This is a genomic window from Mycolicibacterium iranicum (assembly GCF_002101705.1).
In the GTDB taxonomy this organism is placed as follows: domain Bacteria; phylum Actinomycetota; class Actinomycetes; order Mycobacteriales; family Mycobacteriaceae; genus Mycobacterium; species Mycobacterium iranicum.
The window spans coordinates 1-13,931 of the sequence record NZ_LQPC01000082.1 but is presented as its reverse complement, the minus strand read 5'-3'; the positions used below and the strand labels follow the sequence as shown (position 1 = coordinate 13,931).

The window sequence follows — 13,931 nt, the reverse complement described above, 5'->3', positions numbered from 1 at the left end:
CCAGAAGGCCTTAAAACTCCAGGTGAAAGCACATGAAGGGGATTCTCGACAACGTATGGTCATACCGCGGATTCCGTAGTAATGTGACCCCACTACATACGGTGACGTCATCGGCGCAGCTTTGAGCATCTAGGGCCGATCCCCTGACCTCACCCGCGATACGCACAAAATTTCTTGGCTCATCTCTCTGTCAAGGGAGGCCCATACGTGTCCCTATCAGAACCTCTGCCGGCACCTGCCACCCAGCGGGTGTTCCGACCGGATCCCACCTCGTTCGACCTGCGCGAAGAGCATCACCGCGCGACGTTCTCCGCCAGCCAGCTCTCGCCGTCGACAGTTCTCGTGACCATCCACGGTGAAGTCGACGCAACCAACAGCACTGCGCTGGCGAACTATATCGAGAAGCGCCTCGGCGCCTCCCGCAAGCTCGTCCTGGACCTGCAAACCGTTGAGTTCTTCGCCGCCGCGGGGTTTGCCGCGCTGTCCAACATCAACGTCGTGTGCGCCCGCCGCGGCGTTCGGTGGTCGCTTCTGGCCGGCGCCCACGTGCGAAGACTGTTGAAGATCTGCGACCCGATGCGCGAACTGCCCGTCGCCGCGCCGTCAGCCAAGTACTCGCGTGCACGCCCGAGCGATCGCAAGCTCCTCATCGGTGGGTACAACTAACACCGTCGTCGCAGCCCCGTCGGGTGAGATACGCCGTGCATTCCTGTCGGGGCTCTCATTGAGGTGCTCGTCTAGTTCGATACCGAGTGCCGCAAGGCCCGACAGCGCGTCACGCCGGACCGCAGCGTCGTTCTCTCCCACTCCTGCGGTGAACGTGATGACGTCGGTCGTGCCGAGCACCGCAAGGTACGCCCCGATGTACTTGCGTAGCCGGTGGATGTATACGTCGTAGGCCAATCGTGCTGCGTCGTCGCCTGATTCGATCCTGCGGTGAAGTTCCCTGAAATCGATCTCGCCGCCGAGGCCGCGGACACCCGAGCGCCGGTTGAGCATCGACTCGATGTCCTCGACGCTCAGCCCCGCTTCCCGCCACAGATAGAAGATCAGGCCGGGATCGACGTCGCCGGAACGGGTCCCCATCACCAACCCTTCCATCGGTGTGAGACCCATCGACGTCTCCACCGGCCGGCCACCGACGATCGCCGAGGCCGACGCCCCATTGCCGAGATGTAGGACGATCTGCCTCAGCGACTCCAGCGGCGCACCGAGGAAGACAGCCGCCTGCTCGCTGACGTACTGGTGCGACGTCCCGTGGAATCCGTAGCGCCGGATGCGCCACTCGTCAGCGACGTCGGCGTCGATCGCGTAGGTCGCCGCCGCGGGGGGTAGGTCGTGGAAGAACGCGGTGTCGAACACCGCGACGTGCGGCAGGTCGGGCAGCGCTTTGCGTGCCACCTCGATGCCCTTGATCGCCGGCGGATTGTGCAGTGGTGCAAGGGGTGAGAGCTCCTCGAGGCGCTTGATCACCGCATTGTCCACGACGGTCGGCTGGTAGAGATCGGGGCCTCCGTGCACTACGCGGTGCCCGACTGCGACCAGCCCGAGATCTTCCAGCCGATGCCCGTCGGAGGCCAGCGATTCGAACACGACCTGCATCGCCGCGGCATGATCGGCGACGCCCTGCCCGTCATCGCCGGTGTCACCGATCCGCTCGACGATGCCGTCGGCAACCAGCCCGCCCGAATCCGGTTCGACCACCGCATATTTCACCGAGGACGAGCCGGAGTTGAGCACCAGCACCGAGCGGGTCATCGCGGGGTTCCCTGCGCCTGGATGGCGGTGATGGCTACCGTGTTCACAATGTCTTCCACCAGGGCGCCGCGCGACAGGTCGTTGACCGGTTTGTTCAGCCCCTGAAGTACCGGCCCGATCGCGATCGCACCTGCGCTGCGCTGCACGGCCTTGTAGGTGTTATTGCCGGTATTGAGGTCCGGGAAGATCAGCACGGTGGCATGACCCGCCACGGTGGAGTCGGGCATCTTCGTCGCAGCGACGGACGGTTCCACCGCGGCGTCGTACTGGATCGGCCCCTCGACCCTGAGATCGGGCTCGCGGGCGCGCACCAATTCCGTTGCCTTCCTGACCTTGTCGACGTCGGCGCCGGTACCAGAGGTGCCCGTGGAGTAGGACAGCATCGCGACCCGGGGGTCTATTCCGAACTGGGCTGCGGTGCGGGCCGACGAGATCGCGATGTCGGCCAGCTGCTCGGCGGTCGGATCGGGCACGATCGCACAGTCCCCGTAGGCCAGTACCTCGTGCGCAAGGCACATCAGGAAAATGCTCGACACCGTCGAAACGTCGGGCAAGGTCTTGATGATCTCGAACGCGGGCCGGACCGTGTGCGCGGTGGTGTGCCGGGCACCCGAGACCATGCCGTCCACCATGTCGTTGTGCACCAGCATCGTCCCGAAATACGACACGTCGTGGATGATTTCGCGAGCCTGCTCGACGGTGACACCCTTGTGTGCGCGCAACTTCGCGTACTGCTCGGCGAACTGGTCGCACAGCTCGCTGGTCTGTGGATCGAGCACGGCCGCAGCCGACAGATCGACGCCGAGCTCGGCAGCGCGCGCCCGGACCTGGGCCTCGTCGCCGAGGATCGTAAGGTCGGCGACCGCGCGTTGCAGCAGCCGGCCCGCCGCCTTGAGGATGCGGTCGTCGTTGCCTTCGGGAAGCACGATGCGCTTGCGGTCCGCACGCGCACGGTCGAGCAGTTGATAGGTGAACATCTGGGGGGTCACCACGGACGGGATCGGGATCGCCAACTGCGCCAACAGATCCGCGGTGTCCACGTGAGTGTCCATCAGCGTCAGCGCGGTGTCGATCTTGCGCTGCGACGTCGAGGTCACCCGGCCCCGCGTACCGGCTACTCGCCTGGCCGTCTCGAAGGTGCCGAACCTCGTCTCGAGGATCGGCAACCGCTGACCGAGTCCCCCAACCAGCGACGCGATCGCTGGATGCAACGTGAGCCCGCCGTTGAGGATCACCCCGGACAGCGACGGAAACCCTTCCGCGGCATGAGCACTGAGCACCGCGAGGACGACATCGGAGCGGTCGCCCGGCGTGACGACCGCGACACCGTCGGTGAGTCGCTCCAGGACGTGCTCTGCCGTCATCCCGGCGACCAGAACATCGAGCACCTCACGGTGCAGGAGCGCAGGGTCGCCCTGCACGACCGTGCCCTCGACCGCGGCCTGCAGCTCGGCAACCGACGGCGCCACCAACAGCGGCTCCTCCGGCAGCACATAGCTGCGCTGTCCGATCTTCTCCAGCGCCTCCCGAACCTCGGCGAGCTGGGCAGGATCACACCGGTTGGCCACCACCGCCGCGGTGTAGGCGTGCTGAGCGGCGATCTCGTCGACGCACACCTCGACGACCTGGGCAACCTGCTCCGGAGTGCGTCCCTTGCCTTTGACGGCGAGCACCACCGGCGCGCCGAGGTTGGCCGCGATGCGGGCGTTGACCGACAACTCGCTGGGCGCGGCCACGTCGGTGTAGTCGCTGCCGACCACGAGCACGGCATCGCACCGATCCGCGACCCGGTGATACCGGTCGACGATCTCGCCGAGGGCAGCTTCGGGGTCGTCGTGCAGCTGGTGATACGTGACCCCGACGCAGTCGTCGTAGGACAGGCCGGCTGTGGTGTGGTCGAGCAGAAGCTCCAGGATGTAGTCCCGGCTCTCGGCGTCGCCGCGCGTAATGGGGCGGAACACCCCGACGCGGGCGACGGTCGCCGCGAGCCGGTGCAGGATCCCCAGCGCGATCGTCGACTTTCCGGTGTCACCTTCCGGCGATGCGATGTAGATGGCGGAGATGGCCGTGTCGGCAGCATCAGGCACGGGACAAGCCTACGGGCCGGGGCTAGCTGGCGGTCAAGTCGACCGGCACCCGCACTGTCGAGAGCAGTCCGCGATGGTCGGCGCCGGGCACCACCACGGTCTGCGCTGTGACCGCTGACGAGTTCTTCGTCAGGATGTGGTCGATGCCGATCAGCGGCGGCCACTGACCGCGACCCGGGTAGGTGCGAACCAGGCCGGCGCCGGCGTCGGCGCCTGCGTCGGCGTAGCCCTCGTCCAGCAGTCGGCGGAATGGCGCCATGTCAGCAGTGGCGTTAAAATCGCCCGCCACCAGGACCGCGCCAGCACCTGCACTGCTACCGACGTCGCGCAGCGTGGCGGGCAGTCCCGCGATGTCGGAGCGCCATCCGTCGATGGGCGTTGGCCAAGGCCCGACCAGGTGCAAAGACAACACAGTGGCGTCGACGCGCACACCCGGGATTCGGACCCGGGCCCCGACTATCGGGAACGCGTAACCCTCTATGCGGCCGGAGTGCACGATCTGATACCGACTCCAGAGTCCGATCCCGAAGGCACTGTCGCCCGGCAGGAGCACCCGGTAGGGGAATGCGTTGTCCATGCCGGCCGCTGACAAACCGGCCGCCGACTGCGGTGTCAACTCTTGGACGGCAACAATGTCTGCGGTTTCACGGGCGAGGGTGACGAACGCAGCCGGATCCGCTTGTCCGAAGAAGAGATTCGCTGTCAGCACACGAACGTCGACAGCGTCAACCTGCGGAGGCGCTGTCGGTAGATATCGCGGAACGTACGTCCACAGCAGCGCGAGAGTCAGCGCGAACGCGACGAGCGTCAGCACCCATCGCCTGCCGAGACCGAACAGCAGCACCGCCGCCGGTGCCGCTGTCATCAAATACGGCGCCCCCGCCGCCAGGATCAGCGTCGGATGCCCCGAGATCGGCAGGTAGCGGGCAACCAGCCCTGCTATCGCGACGGCCAGAGCACCCAGGCCCAGCAGCGTCGCGAGAAGTCGGATCATCTCGCGGGTGTGTCAGCCGAGCTTGCGCAGCCTCGGTTCAAGATCGCGCTGGAAGAGCTCCAGGAAGCGGCGCTGATCGTGCCCAGGGGCGTGGAAGACAAGGTGGTTGAGGCCCCAGTCCACGTAGTCCTTGACTTTGGCGACGGCCTCGTCTGGATCCGAAGCGACGATCCACCGCTTGGCGACCTGCTCGATCGGCAGCTCGTCGGCGGCCTTTTCCATCTCCATCGGATCATCGATCGAATGCTTCTGCTCGGCGGTGAGCGACAGCGGCGCCCAGAACCGCGTGTTCTCCAGTGCCAGTTCGGGATCCGTGTCATACGAGATCTTGATCTCGATCATCCGGTCGACGTCGTCGGGATTCTTGCCTGCAGCCTCGGCCCCCTCCCGCATGGCGGGCATCAGCTTGTCCTCGTAGAGTTCCCGACCCTTGCCGGACGTGCAGATGAATCCGTCGCCGGCCCGGCCGGCATACTTCGCGACCTGCGGACCACCCGCAGCGATGTAGATCGGGATGCCGCCCTCGGGCACGTCGTAGATGCTGGCGCCCTTCGTCTTGTAGTACTCGCCGTCGAAGTCGACGCGGTCGCCGAGCCACAGTTCACGCATCAGGCGCACCGACTCGCGCAGCCGTGCGTAGCGCTCCTTGAACTCGGGCCATTCGCCCTCGTATCCGGTCGCGATCTCGTTGAGGGCCTCGCCGGTACCGACACCAAGGAAAATCCGGCCCGGGTACAGGCAGCCCATGGTGGCGAACGCCTGCGCGATGACGGCGGGGTTGTAGCGGAAGGTCGGGGTGAGCACCGAGGTGCCCAGCTGCAGGCGCTTGGTGCGCTCACCCACGGCGGTTATCCAGGCCAGCGAGAACGGCGCGTGACCGCCTTCGTGCCGCCAGGGCTGGAAGTGGTCGCTGACAGTGGCGCTGTCCATGCCGTGCTCTTCGGCCGAGACAGCCAGCTCGACGAGTTCGCGGGGCGCGAACTGCTCCGCCGACGCCTTGTAGCCCAATTTCAGTTCAGCCATAGTTATGTTTCTACACTCGCCTCATGGCACCGCTCATCACGGCCGTCACCGATCGCGTCCACTTCGCGCAGACCGACCTGGTGAACTGGACGCTGGTCACCGACGGTGACGGCGTCATCCTGATCGATGCGGGTTTTCCCGGCCACCGCGATGACGTGCTGGGTTCCCTTCGCGGACTGGGCTTCGGCCCCGGGGATCTGCGAGCAATCCTGTTGACGCACGCCCACATCGACCACTTCGGGACCGCCATCTGGTTCGCGTCCGAGCACGGGACGCCGGTGTACTGCCACCCCGACGAGGTGGGTCACGCCAAACGCGAGTATCTGGAGCAGGCCTCCCCGGTCGCCGTGGCCGCACATGCCTGGCAGCCCACGTGGCTCAAGTGGTCGGTGTCGATCATGCGCAAGGGCGCGCTGACGCATGCGGGCATCCCCACGACGGAGTCGCTGAGCGCGGACATCGCCGCCAGGCTGCCGGGAACACCGCAGGCGGTCCCGACCCCCGGCCACACGGGTGGGCACTGCTCGTACGTGGTGGACGGGGTGCTGGTCAGCGGCGACGCGCTCATCACCGATCACCCGGTGGCATCGCGCCGCGGTCCGCAGCTGCTGCCGTCGATGTTCAACCACGACGAGGCGGCCTGCCTACTCAGCCTCGAGGCGCTCGGGATGCTCGACGCCGACGTCATGCTGCCCGGTCACGGCCCGGTGTGGCGGGGCCCGGTGAAGGACGCGGTGACCCAGGCCGCATCACGTTAGCGTCTGATAGCCCAACAGGAAGATCGCGGTCAGCGCCAGTCCGCAGGCGACGACGATCGAGGGCATCAGGATCATCGCATCGAGTTCGTCGTCGTCGAGCACATCGCTTTCGAAGCGGCCGAACAGCACTCGGGCGAGGCCGGTACGCCGGAAAGTGTGCACGATGCCGCGCACCATTCTGGTGTCCCGCCTGCGGCCGACGACCAGGCGCGACACCCCGCCGAAGACGAATGTCAGTGCGGCAGCAGCCAGCAACAGCCAGCCCACGGTCGCCTGCGACACATCGCCAAGCCTATAGGCCCAAGTGCTCTCGCAGTGTGCGCCCGGTGTACTCGGTGCGGAACCTCCCCTGCCTCTGCAGTTCCGGCAGCACCGAGTCGACGAAGCTCGCGAGCTCGTGCGCGGAAAGCACGAACCGGTCGTCGCTCGCCGTGGACTGCGAAAAGCCCTGCACCAGAACGGGATGGCCCTGCGGCCGCGCTGGCAGAGTCGCCACACCGCGCACGGTGAATCGGGGTCCGCAATGGTCGAAAGCCCGGATGCGGTCGGGATCGACGTAGCGACCGGAGACGCGGTCGGCGACGACGGCACCGGGTGCCCAGGTGTCCCAGAACTTCATGACGACGGCGACGAACTCGTCCGATCCGTCGGCAGTCCAGCCGGCGCGCCCTTCGGATAGGTGGTCCAGGGTGGCAAGCCGGCGCGCCACCTCGAACGGGATGTCGTGGGCGGCGTCAACGGCCGCCACGAGCCCGATCCGGCCGGTGACCGATGCCAGGGCAGCCAGCGCGGTGAAGTCCTCGCAGAGCACGAAATCGAGAAGTCCGCGCTCGGCGGTGCGGGTCAGCTCGACCACCAGGCCGAAATCGGCTCCGCCCGGAATCAGCACACCAACGTGAATCTGCCTGTCCGCCTTGTCGGTCAACGTCTGATCCCCCACCGTTGCGCGAGCAGCTGATGGGACCGCAACCGGTCGGCATGGTGGTGCGTGACTGACGTGACGACGAGTTCGTCGGCGTCGGTGACCCGCCGCAGGCCCTCCAGTCGGTGTGCGACCTCGTCGGGATCGCCGACGAATTGCGTTGCGGTGCGGTCTTTCACGAGATCTTTCTGCTCTGCGGTGAGGGGCTGCACACGGTCGGGGTCGGGGTACGGGACGGCCCCGTCACCGGCGCGGATCGAATACACCCAGTGCCCGTAGCTGGACGCCAGGTCCTTGGCCGTTGCGCTGTCGGCTGCAACCACGACATCAGCGGAGACGACGACATACGGCTCCGCCAGCACGGCGGACGGCTGGAACGCGGCGCGGTACACCTCGATCGCCTCGAGCGCTGTTGCGGGGGTGAGGTGATAGCTCGCCACGAACGGCAGCCCGTTGGCCGCGGCGACCTGCGCGCTTCGCCCCTTGCTGCTGCCGAACACCCATGGTGTCAGGGGAGCGCCCTCGCCGGGGACGGCGTGCGCATCGACGCCGTCGACCTCAAAGGTGCCTGCGAGGAGCGCAAGGATGTCGCCGACCTGGTCGGCGAAATCCGGCGACACCGCGCCCGGCTGCTGCAGCACCGACATCCTGGCCCTCAATCGAGGATTGCGCATCAGCACGGACAGGTCGAACGGAGACGGCACCACGACGCCGTCCACCACTCGCCATGGCGGCACCGGTTTCGGTGTCCGGGGTTTGTCTGCCGGCCTCGGTGACTCGCGGCGGCGCCGACCCGAGCGCCCGACGCCCAGATCGATGCGGCCGGGATGGAACGCGTCGAGCATTCCGAAGCTTTCGACCACCGCGATCGCGGTGGTCTGGCCGAGCTGTACTGCGGCGGCACCGACGCGAATTGTGCTGGTGGACGCGGCGATCTGGCCGATCAGCACAGCCGGTGACGAGCTGGCCACCGACACGAAGTGGTGTTCGGCGACCCAGAACCGCTTGTATCCCCACTGCTCGGCATGCTGGGCGAGATCGACCGTGTTGCGCAGGGCGGTGGCGGCGTCGGCCCCCTCGGGGATCGGCGACAGGTCGAGAACGCAGAGGGGGACGGTCACGAGATTCGCTCCAGTCCGAGCCGCTGACACAGCGTCTCGCCTGCGCGATACCGGGTGCGAAAAGCGGAGACGCGCTGTAGGGCGGGGACCACCTCGTCGGCGATGACGGGCAGATCGGTGGCGTTCACCGCCGGCCGCAACCGCACACCGGCCACCCCCCGCTGATGCCAATGGCAGATCTTGGCTGCGAGTTCGGCCGGTGTGCCGCTGAACACCTCGGCGTCCGAGCGTTCGTCGACCACGCCGCCGAACGTGACGTAGAGGTCGGCGTAGACCTGCAGGTGGCCGCCGCCGGCGGCGGCGACCTCGGCCAGGATCGTGGCGAGAGACTCATCGCCACGAGGTGTGATGAAAACGAGATCGGCACTGCGGGAGGCGAATTCATAGACGTGGGGGTTGTGCGCCAGGGCTGTGACGACGAGCTGGTCACCGCACATCTTCCGGACGGCGCCGACGGAGTCCGCGGCCCCGCCGAAGGGGTCTTCCTCAGGCACCCGGCCGAACAGTTCGGCTTCGTGCCGGGAGCTGCTGATCCTCACCTGCCACCCCGCCCGGCCTCGCGAGATGTCATCCAGGCCCGCAAAAGCTTTCGCGAGCCGGGACGGATCTGTGTAGGTCGCCACAGCTACCGGGATCAGCCCGAGGTGACGGGTTGGCGGGGCGATGTGCGCGGCGAGCATGACCGCGTCGGGGCGCCCGGCCAGCCAGCGCGGTTCGATCTCCGGGCGGCGCCTGCGTTGAGGGCTGAGGGAGTCGTCGATGGTGACGAAGTCGAGCAGACCGCGTTCGGCGGTGGCTCCGAGCGCTGTCCAGTACTCCCCGTCGGCGACCGGGCGGGTGTCGGCGGTGTGGCGCCACGCCTCCGGGTGCCAGCCGTAGCCCTCCAGCGCCACGGCGAGGCCCGGGGCGGCGGTCACGACAGTTCCTTCAGGAACGCCATCGGATACACCTCGCCCTCGGCGGGCAGCGGCTCGTCCAGCCGGGTGTAGCCCATCGAGAGATACAGCGCCTCGGCCTCGGGCTGACGGTCACCTGTCGTGAGGTAGATCCGCCGATATCCCAGGGAGGCGATCTCGGCTTCGAGTCGCGACACCAGGGCGCGTCCATACCCGAGGCGGCGGTGGCCGCTGTCGGTCCAGATGCGCTTGAGCTCGGCGGTGGTGTCGTCGAAGCGCCGGAACGCACCGCCGGTCACGGGCCGGTCGCCGAGCAGACCGACCACGAGCGCACCGCCGGGGGCGGCGAACTCCTCGGCCGGGTATCCGCGCAGCCAGGCATGCACCCGGTCACGCATTCCGCCGTAGCGGATGGCGTATTCGACCGCCAGCTCGTCGATCAGCGGCGCGGCCAGCGGATCGTCCTGACCCACGGCGACGAACCGCAGCTCGTTCACAGCCGGGCCACCAGCTGGTCAGCGGTCAGCGCCCACCCGTGGTCGTGGTCGTCGAACGCTTCCTGCGGCAGCAGTGAGTGCTCGATCGACATCAGTGTCGCGCCGTCCCCGTGCGGTTCGAACGCGACGTCGACGATGCTCTGTGCCGTCGGGTCCGACCACCCCGAGTGGCTCCACGTGAAACGCAGCCGGTGAGGCCGCGCGATGTGGAGGAATTGACCGGTGATCAGCACCAGGGGTCCGTCGTCGCCGTCGTCGACGTCGAAACGCACCCGTCCACCGACGTGGGCCTCGATCGTGATCGCGACGCAGCGCGACGGGCGCGGGCACATCCAGTCCGCCAGCGCCTCCGGGTCCAGCCATTCGTCGAAGACCACGTCGGGGGCGGCCGGTAGCACCCGCTGCACCCGCACCACCGGAGTAGCGGCACTCATCGGCCGCGGCCCTTGTTGCGCAACCGCTCCGAGAGCGCGTCGGCGCGCGCCGACCAGAACTCGGTTTGCTCGTCCATCCACTGCCGGGCTTCCGACAGACCGTCGGGCTGCAGCGACAACCAGTGCTCGCGACCCCGGACCTCCCGACGGACGAGTCCGGCGGATTCGAGCACGCCGATGTGGCGTGACACCCCCGCGAAGGTCATCGGCAACGGGGCGGCCAGGTCGGTGATGCGCGCGTCTCCGCCGCGAAGAGTCTCGAGCAACCTGCGGCGGGTCGGATCCGCGAGCGCGGCGTACGCGCGGTCCAACACCGAATCTTCAACCATTCTGTTGACTATAGCGGTCGGAGCGTGGTCTCCTGGTTCCAGATATTCAACGCGCTTGTTTAACGATAGGACTGCTCGTGAAACCACCCCGCATCGTGACGGCGCAGGACTGGGACGCAGCCCACGCCGACATGCTGGAGAAGGAGAAAGAGTTCACCCGGGCCCGCGACGCCCTGGTCGCGCAGCGCAGGCGGATGCCGTGGACACCCGTCGACCGGGAGTACCGATTCGACGGACCTGACGGTGCGGCGACTCTGCTCGACCTGTTCGCCGGCCGCAGGCAGCTCATCGTGTACCGGGCGTTCATGGACCCGGATGTAGGCGGCTGGCCCGACCACGGTTGCGTGGGCTGCTCTTTGATGGCCGACCACATCCCGAACCTGTCGCACCTGAACGCCCGCGACACCACGCTCGTCTATACCTCGCGCGGCCCGCAGTCAGACATCGCGCGGATCCAGGCGACGATGGGCTGGAACATCCCGTGGTACACCATGATTCCCGAGCCGCACGCTTTCGATGCCGACTTCGGCGTCGACGAGTGGCACGGCACCAACGCCTTCATCCGCGACGACGACAGGATCTACCGCACGTACTTCGTCAATGGGCGGGGTGACGAAGCGTTCGTCAACACGTGGAGCTTCCTCGACATCACCGCCCTGGGCCGCCAGGAGACGTGGGAGGACTCCCCGCCCGGCTACCCGCAGAGCGCGCCGTATCAATGGTGGCGGCACAGCGACAGTTATCAAACCGCCGGGTCGTGCGGAGGCCGCCGTGCTTGCCGATGACCTTTACCAGGACACCCGGTCGCGGATCGCCGGACTTGTCACGGATGCAACGGACTTCGAACGTTCCGTCCCCGCCTGCCCCGGCTGGTCCATGCGAGATGTCTTGGCGCACATGACCGCCGTAGCGCAGGACTGGGCGGACCGATCGCTGACCGGTGCGCCCACCGACGAGCAGACCGCAGAGCACGTCACCAGGTTTGCCGACCTCGACAACGCGCAACTGCTCGGGGCGTTCGCCGCGGCAGCGGACCGGCTGCACCAGCTGGCCCAAAGTAACGAACTGGAACCGCCTTTGGGCGACATCGCCTGCCACGAGCACGACATCCGCGCAGCAATCGACCGGCCCGGCGCCCGCGATTCGGAGTCGGTGCGGTGGACAGCGCACCGACTGCTGTCGATGTTGACGTCACCGGTGCCGCTGCGGGTCGTCGTCGAGGACGGCGAGTACCGCAGCGGACCGCACATTGGTCACGAAATAGTGCTCCGTACAACGCTTTTCGAGTCGCTTCGCTGGCGGACCGGACGCCGCAGCATTGCGCAGCTCGCCCGGATGGATTGGTCGGCCGACCCGGCGCCGGTACTCAACCACCTCTGCCTGTTCGGGCCCGCGACCCAGGACGTCCTGGAATGAGTGCGCTGCCGCGACCCGTCGATCGCGCCACGTTCCAGGCCGAACTCGACGCGCTGCGACTACGGGAGAAGGCGCACGTCCGCGAGGGTGATGCCATCGCAGCGGCCCGCAGGCAGCTACCGATGGTGGAGGTCGACGGCTTCCTTGAGCTCACCGGGCCACACGGGCCGGTGACCCTGCTCGACGCCTTCGACGGGCGCACACAACTGCTCGCCTACTACTACATGTGGCATGCCGGGCACCCGGCCGCCGAGCAGTGCGAGGGCTGCACATGGGTGACGACCCAGGTGGCCGAGTTGTCGTACCTGCATTCGCGCGACATCACCTACGCGGTGTTCTGCCAAGGGCCGTATCCGGAGAGCGCACGCTACCGCGACTTCATGGGCTGGACGATGCCCTGGTACTCCGCTCTGCCGTCGCTCGACGAACTCCTCGTGGGCAGACACGTCGGGATGATGCACATCGTCGCCTACGTCCGCGACGGCGGCCGCGTCTTCGAAACGTACTGGACGACCCGGCGGGGTGTAGAGGTCATGGACTACAGCCTCGCGCTGATGGACCTGACGGTCTACGGCCGGCAGGAGCCATGGGAGGAATCGCCGCCCGGCTGGCCACAGTCCTGGCAGGTCGACGGCTCGAATACCCGGGTCGACGGTCGCCCCGCAGCACAGTGGTCGCGCTTGGCACAGGGCCGCTCGGATGACCTGAGCACGCCCCTTTCCTCCAAAACTTGACACGTGTAAAGTTTCGCCGCATGGACAACATCCGCGGCAAGACCATCGCGATCACCGGAGCGGCCCGAGGCATCGGCTTCGCAACCGCGCAAGCGCTGCTCAAGCGCGGTGCGCGTGTGGTGATCGGCGACCGCGACGTGGCGATGCAGGAGTCGTCGGTCGCCACGCTGACCAACCTCGGACCGGTGTCGGGCTACCCCCTCGACGTCACCGATCGGGTGTCTTTCGAAACGTTCCTCGACAAGGCCCGCACCGACGGCGGCGGCCACATCGACGTGCTGATCAACAACGCGGGCGTGATGCCGGTGGGCCCGTTCCTCGACGAGACCGAGCAGTCGATCCGATCGTCGCTGGAGGTCAACGTCTACGGCGTGCTGACCGGCTGCCAACTCGCGCTACCGGACATGGTGAAGCGGCGCAGCGGACACATCATCAACATCGCCTCGCTGTCCGGGGTCATCCCGCTGCCCGGCCAGGTCGTCTACGTCGGCGCCAAGTACGCGGTCGTCGGGCTGTCCACAGCGCTGGCTGATGAGATGGCGCCCCACGGTGTGGACGTGTCGGTGATCATGCCGCCGTTCACCAACACCGAGCTGATCTCGGGCACCAAGTCCGGCGGCGCCATCAAACCGGTGGAGCCCGAGGAGATCGCCGCGGCGATCATCAAGACGCTGGAGAAACCGAAGACCCACGTCTCGGTGCCGCCGCCGCTGCGATTCACCGCGCAGGCCGCACAGATGTTGCCGCCCAAGGGCCGTCGCTGGATGAACGAGAAGCTCGGGCTGGCAGACGTCTTCCTGGACTTCGACGTCGCCAAGCGCAAGGCCTACGAAGATCGTGCGCGTTCCGCGCAGGGTGTGGTCGAGGGACCCGGCCAGAGCTAGCTGTACTGACCTGAGAGGTTAGGTACGCGGCTGGCTGGTGGTTGACCGCCGAGTGCGGTGTGGCCGCGGTGGTGATTG

The 13,931-nt window shown here is 67.2% G+C and carries 17 protein-coding genes; 6 read left to right on the top strand and 11 right to left on the bottom strand.

Going from position 1 to position 13,931, the window contains the following annotated elements:
- The first annotated feature begins 207 nt into the window (after positions 1-207).
- A complete protein-coding gene (locus tag AWC12_RS30320) occupies positions 208-666 on the top strand; it encodes an STAS domain-containing protein (protein WP_036464568.1) in 459 nt (152 codons plus the stop codon).
- Here the strand turns inward: AWC12_RS30320 and AWC12_RS30315 are convergent.
- The 4 genes from AWC12_RS30315 to fgd are packed head-to-tail and all read right to left on the bottom strand — an operon-like array spanning position 604 to position 5,862.
- The gene (locus AWC12_RS30315) at positions 604-1,758 is read right to left on the bottom strand and encodes an acetate kinase (RefSeq protein ID WP_085178504.1); all 1,155 of its coding nucleotides are present in this window, start codon (positions 1,756-1,758) and stop codon (positions 604-606) included. The genes AWC12_RS30320 and AWC12_RS30315 overlap by 63 nt on opposite strands.
- Positions 1,755-3,845 carry a phosphate acetyltransferase gene (pta, locus tag AWC12_RS30310; RefSeq protein WP_024445518.1) on the bottom strand — a complete coding sequence of 697 codons (2,091 nt, stop codon included), beginning with the start codon at positions 3,843-3,845 and terminating at the stop codon, positions 1,755-1,757. The genes AWC12_RS30315 and pta overlap by 4 nt, the downstream gene beginning before the upstream one ends.
- A gap of 22 nt (positions 3,846-3,867) precedes the next feature.
- On the bottom strand, positions 3,868-4,839 hold the full coding sequence (locus tag AWC12_RS30305) for an endonuclease/exonuclease/phosphatase family protein (RefSeq protein WP_085178502.1): 972 nt from the start codon (positions 4,837-4,839) through the stop codon (positions 3,868-3,870).
- Positions 4,840-4,851: 12 nt separating this feature from the next.
- A complete protein-coding gene (gene fgd, locus AWC12_RS30300; protein ID WP_085178500.1) occupies positions 4,852-5,862 on the bottom strand; it encodes a glucose-6-phosphate dehydrogenase (coenzyme-F420) in 1,011 nt (336 codons plus the stop codon).
- Between the two features lie 23 nt (positions 5,863-5,885).
- On the opposite strand from fgd, the gene AWC12_RS30295 reads away from it, so the two are divergent.
- Positions 5,886-6,620, top strand: coding sequence for an MBL fold metallo-hydrolase (locus tag AWC12_RS30295; protein ID WP_085178499.1), 735 nt, complete (start codon positions 5,886-5,888; stop codon positions 6,618-6,620).
- Here AWC12_RS30295 and AWC12_RS30290 read toward each other — a convergent pair.
- From AWC12_RS30290 to AWC12_RS30260, 7 genes are read right to left on the bottom strand one after another with little or no spacing between them, the layout of a single operon-like run.
- A complete protein-coding gene (locus tag AWC12_RS30290) occupies positions 6,612-6,902 on the bottom strand; it encodes a hypothetical protein (protein WP_024445522.1) in 291 nt (96 codons plus the stop codon). The two genes, AWC12_RS30295 and AWC12_RS30290, sit on opposite strands and share 9 nt — an antisense overlap.
- Before the next feature lie 10 nt (positions 6,903-6,912).
- Positions 6,913-7,545: an LLM class flavin-dependent oxidoreductase gene (locus AWC12_RS30285; protein ID WP_081659966.1), complete on the bottom strand. Its 633-nt coding sequence runs from the start codon at positions 7,543-7,545 to the stop codon at positions 6,913-6,915.
- The gene (locus AWC12_RS30280) at positions 7,542-8,663 is read right to left on the bottom strand and encodes an LLM class flavin-dependent oxidoreductase (RefSeq protein WP_085178497.1); all 1,122 of its coding nucleotides are present in this window, start codon (positions 8,661-8,663) and stop codon (positions 7,542-7,544) included. The genes AWC12_RS30285 and AWC12_RS30280 overlap by 4 nt, the downstream gene beginning before the upstream one ends.
- Complete coding sequence (locus tag AWC12_RS30275) at positions 8,660-9,580, bottom strand: LLM class flavin-dependent oxidoreductase (RefSeq protein ID WP_085178495.1); 921 nt, start codon at positions 9,578-9,580, stop codon at positions 8,660-8,662. The genes AWC12_RS30280 and AWC12_RS30275 overlap by 4 nt, the downstream gene beginning before the upstream one ends.
- Positions 9,577-10,056 carry a GNAT family N-acetyltransferase gene (locus AWC12_RS30270; protein WP_085178493.1) on the bottom strand — a complete coding sequence of 160 codons (480 nt, stop codon included), beginning with the start codon at positions 10,054-10,056 and terminating at the stop codon, positions 9,577-9,579. The genes AWC12_RS30275 and AWC12_RS30270 overlap by 4 nt, the downstream gene beginning before the upstream one ends.
- Entirely contained in the window at positions 10,053-10,490 is a 438-nt protein-coding gene (locus tag AWC12_RS30265; protein WP_085178491.1) for an SRPBCC family protein, read from the bottom strand. The genes AWC12_RS30270 and AWC12_RS30265 overlap by 4 nt, the downstream gene beginning before the upstream one ends.
- On the bottom strand, positions 10,487-10,819 hold the full coding sequence (locus AWC12_RS30260; protein WP_024445528.1) for an ArsR/SmtB family transcription factor: 333 nt from the start codon (positions 10,817-10,819) through the stop codon (positions 10,487-10,489). Before AWC12_RS30260 ends, AWC12_RS30265 begins: the two co-directional genes overlap by 4 nt.
- A 77-nt stretch (positions 10,820-10,896) precedes the next feature.
- Here AWC12_RS30260 and AWC12_RS30255 point away from each other — a divergent pair, with 77 nt between their 5' ends.
- Genes AWC12_RS30255 through AWC12_RS30240 form a run of 4 tightly spaced genes read left to right on the top strand, consistent with a single transcriptional unit; the run spans position 10,897 to position 13,853 of the window.
- Positions 10,897-11,604, top strand: coding sequence for a DUF899 domain-containing protein (locus tag AWC12_RS30255; RefSeq protein ID WP_085178489.1), 708 nt, complete (start codon positions 10,897-10,899; stop codon positions 11,602-11,604).
- On the top strand, positions 11,591-12,235 hold the full coding sequence (locus AWC12_RS30250) for a maleylpyruvate isomerase N-terminal domain-containing protein (RefSeq protein ID WP_085178488.1): 645 nt from the start codon (positions 11,591-11,593) through the stop codon (positions 12,233-12,235). The genes AWC12_RS30255 and AWC12_RS30250 overlap by 14 nt, the downstream gene beginning before the upstream one ends.
- A complete protein-coding gene (locus AWC12_RS30245) occupies positions 12,232-12,969 on the top strand; it encodes a DUF899 family protein (RefSeq protein WP_085178487.1) in 738 nt (245 codons plus the stop codon). The genes AWC12_RS30250 and AWC12_RS30245 overlap by 4 nt, the downstream gene beginning before the upstream one ends.
- A 20-nt stretch (positions 12,970-12,989) precedes the next feature.
- A complete protein-coding gene (locus tag AWC12_RS30240) occupies positions 12,990-13,853 on the top strand; it encodes an SDR family oxidoreductase (RefSeq protein ID WP_085178486.1) in 864 nt (287 codons plus the stop codon).
- Positions 13,854-13,931: the final 78 nt, after the last annotated feature.